14 protein-coding genes and 1 other RNA gene are annotated in these 16,483 nt (G+C 71.8%); 2 read left to right on the top strand and 13 right to left on the bottom strand.

The genetic code is table 11. The annotated features are described in order from the left end of the window. Positions 1-44: 44 nt before the first annotated feature. The 4 genes from ACFWWU_RS31615 to ACFWWU_RS31600 form a co-directional block, all read right to left on the bottom strand. Positions 45-599: a GNAT family N-acetyltransferase gene (locus ACFWWU_RS31615; protein ID WP_384150655.1), complete on the bottom strand. Its 555-nt coding sequence runs from the start codon at positions 597-599 to the stop codon at positions 45-47. 33 nt (positions 600-632) lie between these two features. After that, positions 633-1,772 (bottom strand): uroporphyrinogen-III synthase, encoded by a 1,140-nt coding sequence (locus tag ACFWWU_RS31610; protein WP_384150652.1) that lies wholly within the window; start codon positions 1,770-1,772, stop codon positions 633-635. 84 nt (positions 1,773-1,856) lie between these two features. Beyond that, positions 1,857-3,239, bottom strand: a complete 1,383-nt coding sequence (locus ACFWWU_RS31605; protein WP_384150649.1) for a nitrate/nitrite transporter — start codon at positions 3,237-3,239, stop codon at positions 1,857-1,859. 251 nt (positions 3,240-3,490) lie between these two features. Beyond that, positions 3,491-4,486, bottom strand: coding sequence for a LysR family transcriptional regulator (locus ACFWWU_RS31600; protein WP_384150646.1), 996 nt, complete (start codon positions 4,484-4,486; stop codon positions 3,491-3,493). A gap of 83 nt (positions 4,487-4,569) precedes the next feature. On the opposite strand from ACFWWU_RS31600, the gene ACFWWU_RS31595 reads away from it, so the two are divergent. Continuing rightward, on the top strand, positions 4,570-5,952 hold the full coding sequence (locus tag ACFWWU_RS31595) for an MFS transporter (RefSeq protein ID WP_384150643.1): 1,383 nt from the start codon (positions 4,570-4,572) through the stop codon (positions 5,950-5,952). A gap of 50 nt (positions 5,953-6,002) precedes the next feature. On the opposite strand, the gene ssrA is transcribed toward ACFWWU_RS31595, so the two are convergent. The 5 genes from ssrA to ftsE form a co-directional block, all read right to left on the bottom strand. After that, positions 6,003-6,395, bottom strand: a transfer-messenger RNA (tmRNA) gene (gene ssrA, locus ACFWWU_RS31590). 110 nt (positions 6,396-6,505) lie between these two features. Continuing rightward, the gene (smpB, locus tag ACFWWU_RS31585) at positions 6,506-7,048 is read right to left on the bottom strand and encodes an SsrA-binding protein SmpB (RefSeq protein WP_384150640.1); all 543 of its coding nucleotides are present in this window, start codon (positions 7,046-7,048) and stop codon (positions 6,506-6,508) included. 18 nt (positions 7,049-7,066) lie between these two features. Further along, on the bottom strand, positions 7,067-8,239 hold the full coding sequence (locus ACFWWU_RS31580; protein WP_384150637.1) for a S41 family peptidase: 1,173 nt from the start codon (positions 8,237-8,239) through the stop codon (positions 7,067-7,069). A gap of 78 nt (positions 8,240-8,317) precedes the next feature. Beyond that, the gene (ftsX, locus tag ACFWWU_RS31575; protein WP_384150634.1) at positions 8,318-9,235 is read right to left on the bottom strand and encodes a permease-like cell division protein FtsX; all 918 of its coding nucleotides are present in this window, start codon (positions 9,233-9,235) and stop codon (positions 8,318-8,320) included. Between the two features lie 23 nt (positions 9,236-9,258). Beyond that, positions 9,259-9,948, bottom strand: a complete 690-nt coding sequence (gene ftsE, locus ACFWWU_RS31570; protein ID WP_317595834.1) for a cell division ATP-binding protein FtsE — start codon at positions 9,946-9,948, stop codon at positions 9,259-9,261. Between the two features lie 235 nt (positions 9,949-10,183). Between ftsE and ACFWWU_RS31565 the strand changes: the two genes are divergently transcribed. Further along, positions 10,184-10,366, top strand: coding sequence for a hypothetical protein (locus ACFWWU_RS31565; RefSeq protein WP_317595836.1), 183 nt, complete (start codon positions 10,184-10,186; stop codon positions 10,364-10,366). Between the two features lie 117 nt (positions 10,367-10,483). Here the strand turns inward: ACFWWU_RS31565 and ACFWWU_RS31560 are convergent, their stop codons facing one another. From ACFWWU_RS31560 to ACFWWU_RS31545, 4 genes are all read right to left on the bottom strand, one after another. After that, the gene (locus ACFWWU_RS31560; RefSeq protein ID WP_384150631.1) at positions 10,484-11,305 is read right to left on the bottom strand and encodes an LPXTG cell wall anchor domain-containing protein; all 822 of its coding nucleotides are present in this window, start codon (positions 11,303-11,305) and stop codon (positions 10,484-10,486) included. 410 nt (positions 11,306-11,715) lie between these two features. Beyond that, positions 11,716-12,819, bottom strand: coding sequence for a peptide chain release factor 2 (gene prfB / locus ACFWWU_RS31555; protein ID WP_384150630.1), 1,104 nt, complete (start codon positions 12,817-12,819; stop codon positions 11,716-11,718). Positions 12,820-12,935: 116 nt separating this feature from the next. Beyond that, on the bottom strand, positions 12,936-14,192 hold the full coding sequence (locus tag ACFWWU_RS31550) for a serine/threonine-protein kinase (RefSeq protein ID WP_384150627.1): 1,257 nt from the start codon (positions 14,190-14,192) through the stop codon (positions 12,936-12,938). Between the two features lie 107 nt (positions 14,193-14,299). Beyond that, a complete protein-coding gene (locus ACFWWU_RS31545; protein WP_384150624.1) occupies positions 14,300-16,036 on the bottom strand; it encodes a serine/threonine-protein kinase in 1,737 nt (578 codons plus the stop codon). Positions 16,037-16,483 lie beyond the last annotated feature (447 nt).

Here is a 16,483-nt window from a genome sequence, read left to right as displayed (position 1 = left end):
TGCACTGGGCAGCCGTCGAGCGTACGCCACCGGAAGGCACCGTGTCAGGCGCGATCACCGTTCACGGGGAGTGAGCCCGGAAAGCCGGGCGGCGGGTCGTCGTGCAGGAGCCGCTGGAAGAGGTGGTGGTCGCGCCACTCCCCGGCGATGTGGAGGTAGCGGGGCGCGGTGCCGATCTGCGCGAACCCGCCCTTGGCCAGGACCCGTTGGGAGACGTGGTGGTCGAGGACGGTGCACGCCTCGATCCGGTGGAGGCCGAGCTCCTCGCGGGCGGCGCGGCAGGCCTCCTCGAGGAGCGCGGTGGCCACGCCGCGCCCGGTGTACTCGTGATCGACCCAGTAGCCGAGGGAGCCGCTGCGGAAGGGCCCGAGGACGATCCCGGAGAGGATCGCGGCGCCGACCACCCTGTCCCCGTCGACCGCGAACCACCGCACCCCGCCGTCCGCGAGCCGCTCGGCCTGCCCCTCGGCGGTGTAGTACCGCTCGGGCCGGTAGGGCTCCCAGGGCTTCATGTGCTCCCGGTTCCGCAGCAGGGCGGCGGCGAGCGCGGGCGCGTCGGCGGCGTCGGCGGGGCGGATGCGGAGTCCTTCGGCGATCATCCCCGTACCGTAACGCCCGTTTCCCGAGAGGCTCTACGGCGTGTCGTACTTGTCGTCCGCCGCCGGGTCCAGGGCCAGTCGGTAGCCGCGCTTGACCACGGTCTGGATCAGTTTCGGGGTGCCGAGCGCCGTCCGGAGACGGGCCATCGCCGTCTCCACCGCGTGCTCGTCGCGGCCGGCGCCGGGCAGCGCGCCCAGCAGGTCGGCCCGGGAGACGACCCAGCCGGGGCGGCGGGCGAGGAGCCCCAGGAGGGCCATCCCGGCGGGCGGGACCGGGCGCAGGCCACCGTCGACGAGGACCGCGTGGCCGCGGACCTCCACCCGGTGGCCGGCGACCGGCAGGACCCGGGCGCGGGCCGGGAGCTCCTTGCAGAGCAGCTGGACGAGCGGCCCCAGCCGGAACCGCTCCGGCTGGTACGTGTCGATGCCCTCGGCCTGGAGCGGGAGCGCCGTCACGGGCCCCACGCACACCGCGAGCACGTCGTGCCGGAGCGCGGCGACGAGTTCGGCCCGTACCCCCCGTTCCTCCGCCCGGGAGAAGAGGGAGGCGGCGGCCGGGGCGCTGGTGAAGGTCACCGCGTCCAGGGTGCGGGCGAGGGCCGCGTCGAGGAGCCGGTCCAGCGGGCCGAGGTCCTGGGGGGGCATCCAGCGGTAGACGGGGACGCCGACGACCTCGGCGCCGCCGGCCGTGAGGGCCTCCACGAAGCCGGGCAGCGGCTCCCCGTGCAGCTGGAGCGCGACGCGCCGGCCGGCCACGCCCTCGGCGAGGAGCCGGTCGAGGACCTCGGCCATGGACTCCGAGGAGGGCGACCAGGACTCGGTGAGTCCGGCGGCCCGTACGGCTCCCTTGACCTTCGGGCCCCGGGCGAGGAGCTCGACCTCCCGCAGGACGGCGAGGAGGTCTTCGCCGTACCCCCAGCCGTCGGCGGCCTCGACCCAGCCCCGGAAGCCGATCGCCGTGGTGGCGATGACGACGTCCGGGGCGTGGTCGATGAGTTCCTTGGTGGCGGCGAGGAGCTCGGTGTCGTCCGCGAGGGGCACGATCCGCAGGGCGGGGCCGTGGACGACGGCCGCGCCGCGCCGGCGCAGCAGCGCGATGAGTTCGTCCGCGCGCCGCGCCGCGGTGACGCCGACCGTGAAGCCGGCGAGAGGGCCGTGTTCTTGCTCGTCCATGGGGCCAGAGCCTGACGGGGATGCGTGACGGACTCGGTTCGCGCGTATTTCCTGGTCGTTACGGTCCGCGCCGGGCACCGTGGATCACACCTTCGCGTATCCGGGCCGGGTCCGCTCGTCGACGACCTCTCCGGTGGCGCCGTCCGCGGCCCCCTCCGCGGTCTCGGGCACGGCCGTCGGCCGCCGAAGGTATACCGCCCAGGTGACGACGATGCAGGCGGCGTAGAAGGCGAGGAAGGCGACGAAGGCGCCGGTGCCCGTGCCGGCGGTCTGGAAGGACTGGCGGAAGGCGAGGTTGATGCCGAGCCCGCCGAGCGCCCCGACGGCCCCGATGAGGCCCATGGAGGCCCCGGAGAGCCGCCGCCCGTAGGCCTCGGCCGCCTCCCCTGAGAGGCCCTTGCGGTGCCCCTGGGCGAGGAAGATCGCCGGGATCATCTTGTACGTGGAGCCGTTGCCGAGGCCGCTGAGGACGAAGAGGCCGATGAAGCCGACGAGGAAGACGGCGAGCGACTCGACGACGGAGGCGTAGATCACCACCCCGGTCGCGGCGGCCATCGCCACGAAGGTCCCCAGGGTGATGCGGGCGCCGCCGTGCCGGTCGGCGAGGGAGCCGCCGATCGGCCGGATGAGGGAACCGAGGAGCGGGCCGACGAAGGTGAGCGAGGCGGCCTGGAGCGGGGTGCGTCCGAACTGCGTCTGGAGCACGAGCCCGAAGGCGAAGCTGTAGCCGATGAACGAACCGAAGGTGCCGATGTACAGGAAGGCCATGATCCAGGTGTGGCGGGCCTTCACGGCCTCCCTCGCGGCGCCCGTGTCGTTCTTGACGGGGGCGAGGTTGTCCATGAAGAGCGCGGCGCACACGGCGGCGACCACGATCAGGGGCAGGTAGACGCCGAGCACGATCCTCGGGTGCATGGCCCCTGCGGTGCCGATGACGAGCAGGCCGACGAGCTGCACGACGGGGACGCCGATGTTGCCGCCGCCCGCGTTGAGCCCGAGGGCCCAGCCCTTCTTCCGCAGGGGGAAGAAGGCGTTGATGTTGGTCATGGAGGAGGCGAAGTTGCCGCCGCCGACGCCGGTGAGCGCGGCCACCAGGACGAACGTCGTGTACGAGGTGCCGGGCTCCATCACCGCGAAGGCGAAGCCGGCGGGCAGCAGGAGCAACAGGGCGCTGAAGACGGTCCAGTTGCGACCGCCGAAGCGGGCGACGGCGAAGGTGTACGGGATCCGGATCAGCGCGCCGACGAAGGTCGCGGTCGCGATCAGGAAGAACTTGCCGGCCGGGTCGACGCCGTACTGCGGCCCCATGAAGAGCACCATGACCGACCACAGGCTCCAGATGGAGAAGCCGATGTGCTCGGAGAGCACGGAGAAGAGCAGGTTCCGCCGCGCGATCCGTTCCCCCTTCTCACGCCAGAAGGTCTCGTCCTCCGGCTCCCACTGTTCGATCCACCGGCCGCCGCCCATGTCGTACCTCCGCGGATGTCGGGTCCTGGGGCGTCCACAGCCCCGGTCCACCTGACACAGACGCTAGGGAGGCCGCGTTTCAGCCCGGTGCCGCGAGGTGACGGGGACGGAACCTTGCTCTCACCCGGCGCGCGACGGCTCTGTGAGCGCCTCCCTTTTCATTTCGAGGCTCGGTTCGCCTCCGGGGCGCTACAGCCGGGCTCACATCCCCGACCGTGCTCGGGGATGTTCCCCCGGCGCGCCCCTTCGGCTCACTCGCCGGCCCTGGGTGGCTGGTTCCGGGGTATCCCCGGCTCCCCCTCCGGGAGCCAGGAGCCGGGCGGGCGGGCCGGCCAGCCCTCGCGGGCGCCGATCTCCGCGGCGGCGGTCCGCAGGGCGTCCAGGCCGCTGTGGCGCAGTCCCTTGCGCCACACCAGGCTCACGGGTGACAGGGGTACGGGGTCGACGAGCGGCCGGAGGACGCAGCCCGGCATGGGCGGGAAGTCGACGACGGCGAGGACCGGGTTGCGGTACTTGGCCATGATCCGCCGGAACTCCTCGTGGCCGATCGCGAGCGGCCACGACGCGGCGACCTCGATCCCGCGCCCGGCGAAGAGCCGCACGGCGAGGTCGGTCCACTCGGGCGTGCGGTCGTTGCCCGCGCCCGCGTAGACCTGCTCCCCCGCGAGCCCGGCGAGCGGCACTTCGGGGAGGGCGGCGAGCTCGTGGTCCTCGGGGAGGATCACGGCCATCCGCTCGTACCGCACGAACTGGAAGTCGAGCCGCGCCCTGAGGTCGGCGGCCAGCCCTCCGTACCGGCCGAAGGACGTGTCGAGGCGTCCGGCGATGATCTCCCGCGCGGCGCCGGTCAGTCCGCTCTCGTAGCGGGCCATCAGCTCCTGCTCGGGGGCGAGTTCGCGGGCCCGGTGCAGGATGCGCTCCTGCGCGAGGCCGGGGGTGTTGAGGTCGACGAGCAGCGGCCGGGGCGCGGCGCGGAAGGCGTCGCCGAGCTCGTCGTGGGCGGCCAACACCCGCCGTGCGTACGGGAGGAGGCGTTCACCGTCGGGGGTGAGGGAGACCTGTCGGGTGGTCCGCACGAAGAGCTCGGTGCCCAACTCCCGTTCCAGGCGCCGGATGTCGCGACTGAGGGCCTGCTGGGCGAGGTAGAGGCGGGCGGCGGCGCGGGTGAAGTGCAGCTCCTCGGCGACGGCGGTGAAGGCGCGCAGGAGGCGGGGGTCGATGTCGTACGAGGTGCCTGAGAAGCTCACCGACGCATTTAACAACACAGGTGCGTGAATGGCTACCGATCAGGTGTTGGACCCACCGGCCCCCCGCCCACGAACCTTGATCCATGCCGCAACCGGACCTCACCCTCACCCCGGCGGGCCCGGCTCTCGCCCCTCGCTACAACGAACACCGGACCGCCGAACACCCGGCCTCCGAGCATCCGACCTCCGCCCGCCGGACCGCCGAACACCCGGCCTCCGAGCATCCGACCTCCGCCCGCCGGACCGCCGAGCACCCGGCCTCCGCCCGCCGGACCGCCGAACGCCAGGGACCACCCCGCAACCCCTACCTCCGCCTCTTCACCCTCCCCGGCACCCGCGCGTTCACCGCCGGCAATCTGATCGCCCGGCTACCCATGGGCATGTTCGGCGTGAGCGCCGTGATCATGATCGCGGGCCGCTACGACTCCTACGCCCTGGCGGGTTCGGTGACCGCCACGGGTCTCGCCGCCGGGGCGCTCGCCGCCCCCTGGATCGCCCGGCTCGTCGACCGGCACGGCCAGGCCCGCATCGCGGTCCCAGCCACGGCGTACGCGGTCCTGGGCCATCTGCTCCTGGTCCTCTGCGTCCACGAGAAGGCCCCCGTCTGGGCGCTCTTCCTCGTCGCCGCCACCACCGCCACCGCCCCGAACACGGGCGGCATGTCCCGGGCCCGCTGGGCGCACCTCCTGCGGGGCGACCCGGACGCCCTGCACACCGCCAACTCCTTCGAGCAGGCCACCGACGAGCTCTGCTTCATGCTCGGCCCGGTGCTCGCCGCGCTCCTCTGCTCGACGCTCTTCCCGGAGGCGGGCACCCTCGCGGCCGCCGCCCTCTTCCTCACCGGCGTCCTGTTCTTCGCCGCCCAGCGCTCCACCGAGCCCCCGATCGCCCCCCGTACGGCCGCGGGCTCCCCGTTGCGGACCCGGGGCATGGTTCCGCTGCTCGCGGTCTTCCTCGCCACCGGGGCGGTCTTCGGCTCCATGGAGGTGGTGACCCTGGCGTACGTGGACGGCCCCGTCGCCGGCCCGGTCCTCGCCCTCCAGGCGGCCGGCTCCTGCGCGGCGGGCCTCCTCTACGGCCGCGCCCGCCGCACCGCCCGGCTCCGCACCTGCCTGGCCGCGATGGCCGTCCTGATGACGATGCCGCTGCTCGGCGCCACGACCGGCTCGCTCCTCGCGCTCGCGGGCGGCCTGCTGCTGGCGGGCATGGCGACGGCCCCGACGTTGGTCACGGGCATGGGCCTGGTCCAGCGCCTGACGCCCACGGCCCAGCTCAACGAGGGCATGACCCTCGCGGTGACCGCCCTCCTCGCCGGCCTCGCGGCGGGCTCCGCCACCGGCGGCTGGTCCGCCGACCACGCCCCCTTCCCCGGCTTCGGCTTCCTCGTCCCGGTGACGGCGGCGACGCTGGCCCTGGCGCTGTGCGCGGTCACGCGGGTCGGCCGGGCCCCGCGCCTCCGGGCATGACAGAGGCCCGGCAGTCGTGACGACTGCCGGGCCTCTGCCCAACATGGGATGAGTGGAGATGGCGGGAATCGAACCCGCGTCCAACGGTACGGAAGCAGAGCTTCTCCGTGTGCAGTCCGCTACGAGTTTCTCAGCCCCGGAGATCACGCGGACAAGTCTCCGACGGGCTCAGTCACTGTTTGATTTCCCTCTTACCCCCGTGACCGGGGTGAGAGGTTTAGATCCCTAAATGACGCCAGGATCCGGGTCGGGACCACCCCCGGGCTGACGCTCCTCACAGAGGCTTCTTGTCGTTACCTAAAATTAGGCAGCGAGGGCGAAGCGGGAGTTATCGCTCTTGGAGTTGGCGATTATTGGTTGCGACATATGGTTAACGAGATCATTGCCGCTTCCTCGACACGCTTCCTCTGCATCGGTATCCGCTGTCGAAACCGATCATCCCCATGTTTTGTTTTCAACGTGCGCACCCCTTGCGAGGTGTGCACGGCCCATCGTACGTGACCGACGGCCGCCGTCGCCAGCGTATTAACCGCCACCGGCCGCTGCCGGCCGCCTACTGGCCGGCCTGGGCCGCCCGCTGCTTCCGCTTCGCCGCCGCGATCGCCCGGCTGGTCTCTCGCGTGTCCTGCTTCTCGCGGAGCGTCTGACGCTTGTCGAACTCCTTCTTGCCCTTGGCGAGCGCGATCTCGACCTTCACCCGGCTGCCCAGGAAGTACAGCGCGAGGGGCACGATCGTGTGACCGGTCTCCTTCGACTTCGCCTCCAGCTTGTCGATCTCCTCGCGGTGGAGCAGCAGCTTGCGCTTGCGCTTCGCCGAGTGGTTCGTCCAGCTGCCCTGGGTGTACTCCGGCACGTGGATGTTGTGCAGCCACGCCTCGTGGCCGTCGATCTGCACGAAGCCGTCGACCAGCGACGCCCGGCCCATCCGCAGCGACTTCACCTCGGTGCCCATGAGGACCACACCGCACTCGTACGTGTCGACGATGTGGTAGTCGTGGCGCGCCTTCTTGTTCTGCGCGATGAGCTTGCGCTCAGGCGCCTTGTCCGCGCTCTTCTTCGCAGGCTTGCCCTGCACGTTCACGAGTCCCTTTGCCATAGTGCGGCTATTTTCGCACTACGAGCCCCCTCCGAGGCCACTCAATACCGTACGAGCTTGCTCCTCGGCCTTCTCCGCCGCCGTCAGGTCGGGGGTGATGCCCCGGCCGTCCACCGCGTGCCCGGCGGGCGTGCGGTAGTGGCCGACGGTCAGCTCCGCGACGGAACCGTCCGGCAGCGCGCTCGGCATCTGCACGGAGCCCTTGCCGAAGGTCCGCGAGCCGACCGTGACGGCCCGGCCCCGGTCCTGGAGGGCGCCGGTGAGCAGCTCGGCCGCGCTCATCGTGCCGCCGTCGATCAGCGCCACCAGGGGCCGGCCGGTGTCGCCGCCCCCGTCCGCGTACACGGCCCGCTGCTCGCCCTCGACGTCGTACGTGGCGACCAGGCCGCCGTCGAGGAAGGCGGAGGCGGCGACGGCGGCCTCCGCGACCAGACCGCCGGAGTTGCCCCGCAGGTCCAGGAGCACACCGGCGCCCGCCGGGGCGTCCCGTACCGCGTCCCGTACGCGCGTGCCCGCGCCCTTGGTGAAGGCGGCCACCTTGATCAGGACGGCCCCGTCGTCGAGGCGGCGGACGGTGACCGGGTCCGTCGCGAGCCGGGCCCTGCGCAGGGTCTCCGTCCAGGCGGTGCGGCCGCGCTCGACCCGGAGGGCGACGGCCGATCCGGGGACGCCGTCGCCGCGGAGGAGGGAGACGACCTCGGAGACGGAGAGCCCGCCGACCGGGCGTCCGTCGACGGAGACGAGCCGGTCGCCGGCCCGGAGCCCGGCCCGCTCGGCGGGGCCGCCCGCCTGGACCCGGGTCACCCGCACCGCGCCGCCGTCGGCGGCCCGGCCGGCGGAGAGCCCGACACCCGTGTAGGCGCCGTCGAGGGCCTGCTCGAAGTCGGCGTACTCCTTCTTGTCGTACACCGCGCCCCAGCGGTCACCGCTGCGGCTGACGAACTCCTCGGCGGCCTGCTTGCCCGACTTCCCGTCGGCCATGGCCGCGGCGGCGGCCCGGTTCAGGGCGGCGCGGTCCACCGTGGCCGTACGGGCGGAATCCGGCGACCGGTCGTCCCCCGCGTCCCGCCGGGGCAGGGACCCGGTGGCGGCGGCGGTGGCGAGGACACCGGTGAAGACCAGCGTCAGAACGGCCCCACGGAGCATTCCGCGGGGCCGGATACAGAGGCGGTGATCGGCGTCGGCCGGCATGGCGCCCACTCTAGGACAAGGGGATGGCGCCGTACGGGCTTTGCCCGTACGGCGCCATCCGTCGTCAGCGGTGTCTTCTCACACCTTCAGGTACTTGCGCAGCGCGATGAACGCGGCCCCGGCCGGCATCAGCAGACTGATGGCGAGCATGAGCGGCATCATCGCGAGGACGGCGTCCCAGCCGATGAACTGGACCAGCTGCATCTTCTCGGCGAGCGCGACGCCGTGGTCGATGAGGAAGTACCGACCGACGATCAGGAGCACACACGCCACAGCGCCGCCGAGGAGCCCGGCGAACGCGGCCTCCATGATGAACGGCATCTGGATGTAGAAGCTCGACGCCCCGACGAGCCGCATGATGCCGGTCTCGCGGCGACGGCTGAAGGCCGAGACGCGGACGGTGTTGACGATCAGCATCAGCGCGATGACCAGCATCAGGCCCATGACACAGAGGGCGGCGATGTTCATGCCGTTCATCAGGTCGAAGAGGTTCTGCAGGGTGTCCCGCTGGTCCTGGACGGACTCGACGCCGTCGCGGCCGGCGAAGGCGGTGGCGACCACCTTGTACTTCTCCGGGTCCTTGAGCTTGACCCGGAACGACTCCTGCATCTGGTCCGGCGTGATGACGGAGGCGATGGCGGTGTCGCCGTACTCCTCCTTGTACCGCTTGAACGCCTCGTCGGTCGACTCCTGGTAGACGGACTCGACGATGTCCATCTTCTCCAGATCGGCCTTGATCTGCTCCTTCTGCTGCGCCGTGACGGCACCCTTGGGGCACTTGGCCCCGTCGGCCGCGTCGGCCTTGTTGCAGAGGAAGATGGAGACGTTGACCTTGTCGTACCAGTAGTCCTTCATCGTGCTGACCTGCTCGCGCATGAGCAGGGCGCCACCGAAGAGGGCGAGCGAGAGGGCCACGGAGATGATGACGGCGAAGGTCATCGTGAGATTGCGCCGGAGACCGACACCGATCTCCGACAGCACGAACTGAGCGCGCATGGTGTGTTCTGTCCCCTACCTGCTCAGTGCTGGTATCCGTAGACGCCGCGTGACTGGTCGCGGACGAGGCGGCCCTTCTCCAGCTCTATGACGCGCTTGCGCATCTGGTCGACGATGTTCTGGTCGTGGGTCGCCATGACGACGGTGGTCCCTGTCCTGTTGATGCGGTCGAGCAGCTTCATGATGCCGACGGAGGTCTGCGGGTCGAGGTTGCCGGTGGGCTCGTCGGCGATCAGCAGCATCGGGCGGTTGACGAAGGCGCGGGCGATGGCGACGCGCTGTTGCTCACCACCGGAGAGCTCGCCGGGCCGCCGGTCCTCCTTGCCGCCGAGCCCGACCAGGTCGAGCACCTGCGGTACGGCCTTGCGGATCTCGCCGCGCGGCTTGCCGATGACCTCCTGGGCGAAGGCCACGTTCTCGGCGACGGTCTTGTTGGGGAGCAGGCGGAAGTCCTGGAAGACGGTGCCGAGCTGGCGCCGCATGTGCGGCACCTTCCAGTTGGAGAGCCGGGCCAGGTCCTTGCCGAGGACGTGCACCTGGCCTTGGCTGGCGCGCTCCTCACGCAGGAGCAGCCGCAGGAAAGTCGACTTTCCGGAGCCGGACGAACCGACGAGGAAGACGAACTCCCCCTTCTCGATCTCCAGGGAGACATCCCGGAGCGCGGGGCGGTTCTGCTTCGGATAGGACTTGGAGACGTTGTCGAATCGGATCACGGATGCACCACGGTCGGCCGGGAGTAGGTGTGCGTGACCTTACGCGAACGGGCATGGCCCGCGCAGTCGCGGTCCTGGCTTGCGTGCTTTATCCTTTTCGCCCTTTGGGGCGGAAGGTGGGCAATCCGGTGGGGCGCGCCGAAACGCCCCGGAGCTGGCACAGTGGTAGGGGGAACGTCCGGACCCCTCCGGGCGTTGTCCTGGTGTGGATCCCTGTGCGGGAGGAGGAGAGCGCATGACCTACGACCGACTGGTGTGCGCCAACTGCGCGGCCCCGGTCGCTGAGGGCCGCTGCCCCGTCTGCCGCGCGAACCGGGAGCGTCTGACCCCTCAGGGGCCGTCCCCCGCGATGCTGCTGACGCTGGCGATCGCCCTGCTGGCCGCGATCGCCCTGCTCGCGGTGGTCCAGGCGGCCTGAGAGGCGTCTCGGCGGACCGAGAGACGCCACACGAGCCGGAGCACGGCGAAGGGCCGGGGAGACTGACCTCCCCGGCCCTTCGTCATGCGCGCGCTCTCACGCGCTCACGCGGTCGCGTCAGGCGGCGGCGCCGCCGCCACCACCGGCGACGAGGCGCGGCAGCATGCGGAAGCCGATGCCACCGGCGATCATGGTCGCGGCGCCGATGATCAGGAACGAGGTCTCGGCCGCACCGGTCTCGGCGAGCTCCTCCTTCGCCTGGCCCTGCTGCACGGGCTGCGAGCCGGCGTTGTTGGTGTCGGTGTTGTTGTTGCCGGTGTCCACGCACTCGGCGCCGTCGAGGTCGACGGTGCAGGTGCCGGGGTCGCCGGAACCGGAGCCGGTGGAGCCACCGTCGGTGCCCTCGTCCGGGGTCACGGGGCTCTCGGTGGAACCGGGGTCGGTCCCGCCGTTGCCGTTACCGCCGTTGTCGTTGCCGCCGTTGTCGTTGCCGCCGTTGTTGTTGCCGCCGTTGTTGTTGCCGTTGTTGCCGTTGCCGGGCTGGGTGGTCTCGCCACCGCCAGGCTGGGTGGTCTCGACCGGCGGGGTGGTCTCCACCGGCGGAGTCGTCTCGACCGGCGGAGTGGTCTCCACCGGAGGCGTGGTCTCGACCGGCGGAGTGGTCTCCACCGGCGGAGTCGTCTCCACCGGAGGGGTCGTCTCGACCGGCGGAGTGGTCTCCACCGGCGGAGTCGTCTCCACCGGAGGCGTGGTCTCGACCGGCGGAGTCGTCGGCGGAAGCGTGACTTCGCAACCGGCGGTGCCGGGAAGGCACGTCTCCGTCGGGGTCGGCTCGTTCTCGCCGAAGGCGCCCACGGCCTGCGCGGCACCGGCCGCGGTCAGCGAAGCTCCGGCGGCGATCACCGCTCCGGCGGCGATGCGCGCGAATCGGATTCGCATCTGCTTGGTCATCTGGCTGCTACCCCCAGTAGCTCAAACTCGTCATGGGGCAGCGCTCGGGGCCCCGCGCAGCAGGGGCGGCGTCACGACTGGGCCGGCCCCCGTTCACACGCGCCCCAGAAATGCGCATGCCAGTACGTCACCCTTCCGAGTTTCCGATGAAGCGTCAAGGCCGTTGCGCGTGCGATGCCCGAAAGATCCACTAGTGACCGGCATGAGACGATGCAACTGTGACGTAAACCCGTAACTCCGGGCCCGGCGACACCAGTTCCCTTGTCGACAAAGCACCTCGACGGCCCCGCTTCCGCTTGCGTCAGCGAATCCGCACGACGGTACGGAACGAGTCCGGGCCCCGCACCGAGAAGGTGCGGGGCCCGGACTCGTACGGCTGAACGGGTCAGCCGGGGAGACTACTTGTCCTGCTGCTTGCGCCAGCGGATGCCGGCCTCGAGGAAGCCGTCGATCTCGCCGTCGAGGACCGCCTGCGGGTTGCCGACCTCGAACTCCGTCCGGAGGTCCTTGACCATCTGGTACGGGTGGAGGACGTACGAACGCATCTGGTTGCCCCAGGAGCTGCCGCTGTCCTTGAGCGCGTCCATCCGCGCGCGCTCCTCCTGGCGCTGACGCTCCAGGAGCTTGGCCTGGAGGACGTTCATGGCGCTCGCCTTGTTCTGGATCTGGGAGCGCTCGTTCTGGCAGGAGACGACGATGCCGGTCGGGATGTGCGTGATGCGCACCGCCGAGTCGGTCGTGTTGACGCCCTGGCCGCCGGGGCCCGAGGCGCGGTAGACGTCGACGCGCAGCTCGGACTCGTCGATCTCGACGTGGTCGGAGGACTCGACGACCGGGAGGACCTCGACGCCCGCGAAGGACGTCTGACGGCGGCCCTGGTTGTCGAAGGGCGAGATGCGGACCAGGCGGTGGGTGCCCTGCTCGACCGAGAGCGTGCCGTAGGCGTACGGCGTCTTCACCACGAAGGTGGTCGACTTGATGCCGGCCTCTTCCGCGTACGAGGTCTCGTAGATCTCCGTCGCGTAGCCGTGGCGCTCCGCCCAGCGCAGGTACATGCGCTGGAGCCGCTCGGCGAAGTCGGAGGCGTCGACGCCGCCGGCCTCGGCGCGGATGTTGACCAGCGCCTCGCGCTCGTCGTACTCGCCGGAGAGGAGCGTGCGGACCTCCATCTCGTCGAGGGCCTTGCGGACGGAGGTGAGCTCCGTCTCGGCCTCGGCGAGGGCGTCCGAGTCGTCCATCTCCTCGGCGAGCTCGAAGAGGACCGAGAGGTCGTCGATCCGCCCGCGCAGGGTCTCGGCCTTCCGGACCTCCGCCTGGAGGTGCGAAAGCTTGCTCGTGATCTTCTGCGCCGCCTCCGGGTCGTCCCACAGGGACGGGGCCGCGGCCTGCTCTTCGAGCACGGCGATGTCGGCCCTCAGCTTCTCGAGGTCCAGGACGGCCTCGATCGACCCCATGGTCGAGGAGAGGGACTTCAGCTCTTCGGATACATCGACGACTGCCACGCGTCCAGCGTAACGGCTCCGGGCGAGGAGCCGAACCTTTGGTCGCGACGGCCGTACGGCCGTCCCCTATGGCGGGACGGCTGCCCTGGTGGCCGTACTGGCCGTGCGGCTGCCTCTTACGGCTGGGAGGACTGCTTCGAGTCCTGCGGCGGCGCGTCCTCGTCGCCGGAGACCGCCAGGTAGCCGCCGGCACCGAGCGCCCCCGCGACCACGACCGCCGCGACGGCGAGGGTGATCCGGCGCTTGCGGACCACGCCCGCCTTGTGGCGGGCGGACCCGGGGCGCCGGGCGCCCGCCGGGCGGGGCGCCCGGGCGGTGCCGAGGGGGCCGCCGGAGAGCTCGTCGGGGGCCGGGACCCGCATGGAGGTGTGGGTGTCCCGGTTGGAGTCGGCGGAGGCGCCGGGGACGAGCGGGACGGCGGCCCGGCGCGGACCGGGCTCACCGGCGCCCGTACCGGCGGTGTACGCGTCCTCCTCGTACGGCTCCGACGCCGGTGCGGTGCCCTGCGCCGGGTCCGAGTCGGGTTCGTCCACGTCCAGCGGCGGGATGCCCTTGAGCAGCGGCAGGACGTCCTTGAGGCGGGCGGCCAGCTCGGAGGCGCGCAGGCGGGAGGCGGGGGCCTTCGCCAGGCACTGCACGATCAGCTGCCACAGCTCCTCGGGGATGCCGGGGAGCGGGACGACGGTCTCGGTGACGTGGCGGCGCAGGACGGCGCCGGGGTGGCCGCCGCCGAACGGCGTGAAGCCGGCGAGCAGCTCGTACAGGACGGTGGCAAGGGCGTAGATGTCGACGGCGGCGCGCGGCGGGAGGCCTTCGACGATCTCGGGGGCGAGGTAGTCGGGGGTGCCGATGATCCGGGTGGCCTTGGTGCGGCCGGGGGTGTCGATCAGCTTGGCGACGCCGAAGTCGGTGAGGAGGGCGGGATGGGCGCCGGCGGGGCCGAGCGGGCCCTCCATGTCGAGCAGGATGTTCTCGGGTTTCACGTCCCGGTGGACGACCCCGGCGGCGTGCGCGGCGGCCAGGGCGTCGGCGACGTCGGCGGTGATCGCGACGGCGGCCTCGGGGGCCAGCCGCCGCTCCCGGTCCAGGCGGGTGCGCAGGTCGGTGCCGCGCACGAGGTCCATGACGAGGGCGAGGTCGTTGCCGTCGACGACGAGGTCGCGGACCTTGACCACCCGGGGGTGGTCGAGGCCGAGCAGGGCGGTGCGCTCCTGGACGAAGCGGCCGACGAGCTCCTGGTCGGACGCCAGGTCCTCGCGCAGCAGTTTGACGGCGACGGGCCCTTCGGGCCCCTCGCCGAGCCACACCGTTCCGGCGCTGCCCCGCCCGAGGATCTGGTGGGCGGTGTAGCGGCTGCCGATGTTCCGTGCCAAGACTGCTCCCTCAGCGGCTGCGGTTCGCGTCAAAGCTACGCGTCCGCAGCCGCCGGTCGTCACTTCCGAACGGAAATCACCCTTCGGAAGTCGATAAATCGGCAGTATTACTGCCCCGTACCGCCGGTAGTACCCCCGGAGCCGGTGGCCTCGCCGATCGTGGAGATCCACTCCGTGACCGTCGAGATGCCGTCTCCGATGGCCTCCCAATAGCCCTTGCCCTGGGCGACCCAGTCCTGGAGCGGGGTCAGCTCCCAGATGAGCCAGCCCGCGACCACGAACAGGACGATCGTGAACAGGCAGCCCTTGAGGCAGCCGAGGCCGGGGATCCGCATCGGGTTCGCGCTGCGCTGGCGCGGCGGGCGCGGCTCGCGGGGGGCGGGGGCCTGCGGCGGCGGCTGCGGGGGCGTGTACTGCTGCTGGGGCGGCTGCTGCGGCTGCGCGTACTGCTGCGGGGGCGGCGGGGGGGCGTACTGCTGCGGCTGGTGCTGCTGCTGGTACTGCTGCGGCGCCGGGCGCTGCTGCTGGTGCTGCGGCGGCCGCTGCTGCCCGTACTGACCTTGCTGTCCCTGTTGCCCCTGCTGGCCCTGCTGGCCCTGCTGCCCGTACTGGCCGGGCTGCCCTTGCTGCTGCGGGCGCTGCGGGCGACGGCGCAGCGGGTCCTCGCTCGGGTCGAGGTACTGCACCTGCGTCTGCTCGTTGCGGTCGCGGGCCGCGCGCAGCTGGTTCTGCCAGGGGTGCGGGTCCTCGGACTGCGGCGGCTGGGACGGTACGGGGGGCATGACGGCCGTCGGGTCGGCGACGCCCGCCGGGCCGCTGGTCGGCATCACGCTGGTCGCGGCGGCGGGGTCGTACTGCAACGGGTTCCCGGCGCCGCTGGGCAGCACCTGGGTGGCGTCGGCGGCCCCCGGGGTCTCCGGGACCGGCGCCGGCGCCGGGTCCGGGGCGAGGAGTGCCCCGACGCCGTCCGCCGCCTCGATCTGGGCGGGCGTGGCGTGGACGCCGATGCCGGCGGCGACGGCGCGCAGGCCGCGGGCCAGGTTCTCGGCGCTCGGGCGCCGGTCGGGGTCCTTGCTGAGGCAGCGCTCTATGACCGTCCACAGCGGGCCGGGCACGGTCGAGGGGCGGCGCGGCTCCTCGCTGAGGTGCCGGTGGAGGACCTCCAGGGCGGTGCCGCCCGCGAACGGGGGCCGGCCGGTAACCAGCTCGTACAGAAGGATGCCCGCGCCGTAGATGTCGACGGCGGAGGTCTGCGGGCGCCCCTCGGCGGACTCGGGCGCCACGTACGCGGGCGTGCCGACGAACTCGTGCGTCCGGGTCAGGCCCGGGGAGTCCGCGAGGCGCGCGATGCCGAAGTCGGTGAGCATCGGGTGCATCTGGCCGCCCTGCTCGGCGAGCAGGACGTTGGCCGGCTTGAGGTCGCGGTGGACGACGCCGTCGGCGTGGCTGGCGGCGAGCGCGTCGGCGATCTGGGCCGTCAGGAGCGAGGCGGCGACCGGGGTGAGCGGTCCGCTCTCCCTGATGTACCGGTGCAGGTCGGGGCCTTCGACGAGGTCCATGACGAGGGCGAGGACATCGCCCTCGACGACCAGGTCGCGGGTCCGCACGATGTTCGGGTGGGTGAGCCGGAGGAGCACGGACCGCTCGCGCAGGAAGCGCATCACGATGTCCGCGTCGTTGGCCAGCTCCTCCTTGAGGACCTTGATCGCGACGGTCTCGCCGGGCTGGCCGGGCACGGCCGCCTCGGCGCCCGCCGTCTCCCGCTGGCGGGCTCGCCAGACGGTGCCCGTGGCGCCGCGTCCGAGCGGCTCCTCGAGCAGGTACTTGCTGCCGATAGGCCGCACGTCACGCGCTCCCTGCTGATCGTGGTCCTGGGGTGGTCTCGTGTGGTCCCCGGGGTCCCTGTCCTCTGTTGTGACCCGTCCGGGTGTCCGACCCACTTTAGTGCCGCCGAACGGGTCGCAGGCCGGTCGTCCACAGGCGGATCGTGCCCCGAACTTGTCCGGAAGAAGACGCTCCGCGGACCGCGGCGGTTGCCAGGCATGCTCCGAAGGCATGCCCAACCAGGCATTTTTAGGACCACAGCCGACCATTCAAGATCACTTGTGGCCGACCCGGGGGCGGGTTGTCGGTGGCAGGTGCGAGGATGCCTCCAGCACGTCGCATCGGTGGGGTCGGGAGCCCCCCGCGCCGTGCCGACCTGTACCGGACGACGCGTCCGTGCCGGGTGGGGGGAGTCACAGGGCGGTTCCCCTGCCGGGCATCTCGCGCAGAAGGGACCGCTGACGGCG

The sequence above is a fragment of the Streptomyces sp. NPDC058650 genome (assembly GCF_042717315.1).
Lineage (GTDB): Bacteria > Actinomycetota > Actinomycetes > Streptomycetales > Streptomycetaceae > Streptomyces.
This window is presented reverse-complemented; position numbering and strand designations above follow the sequence as displayed.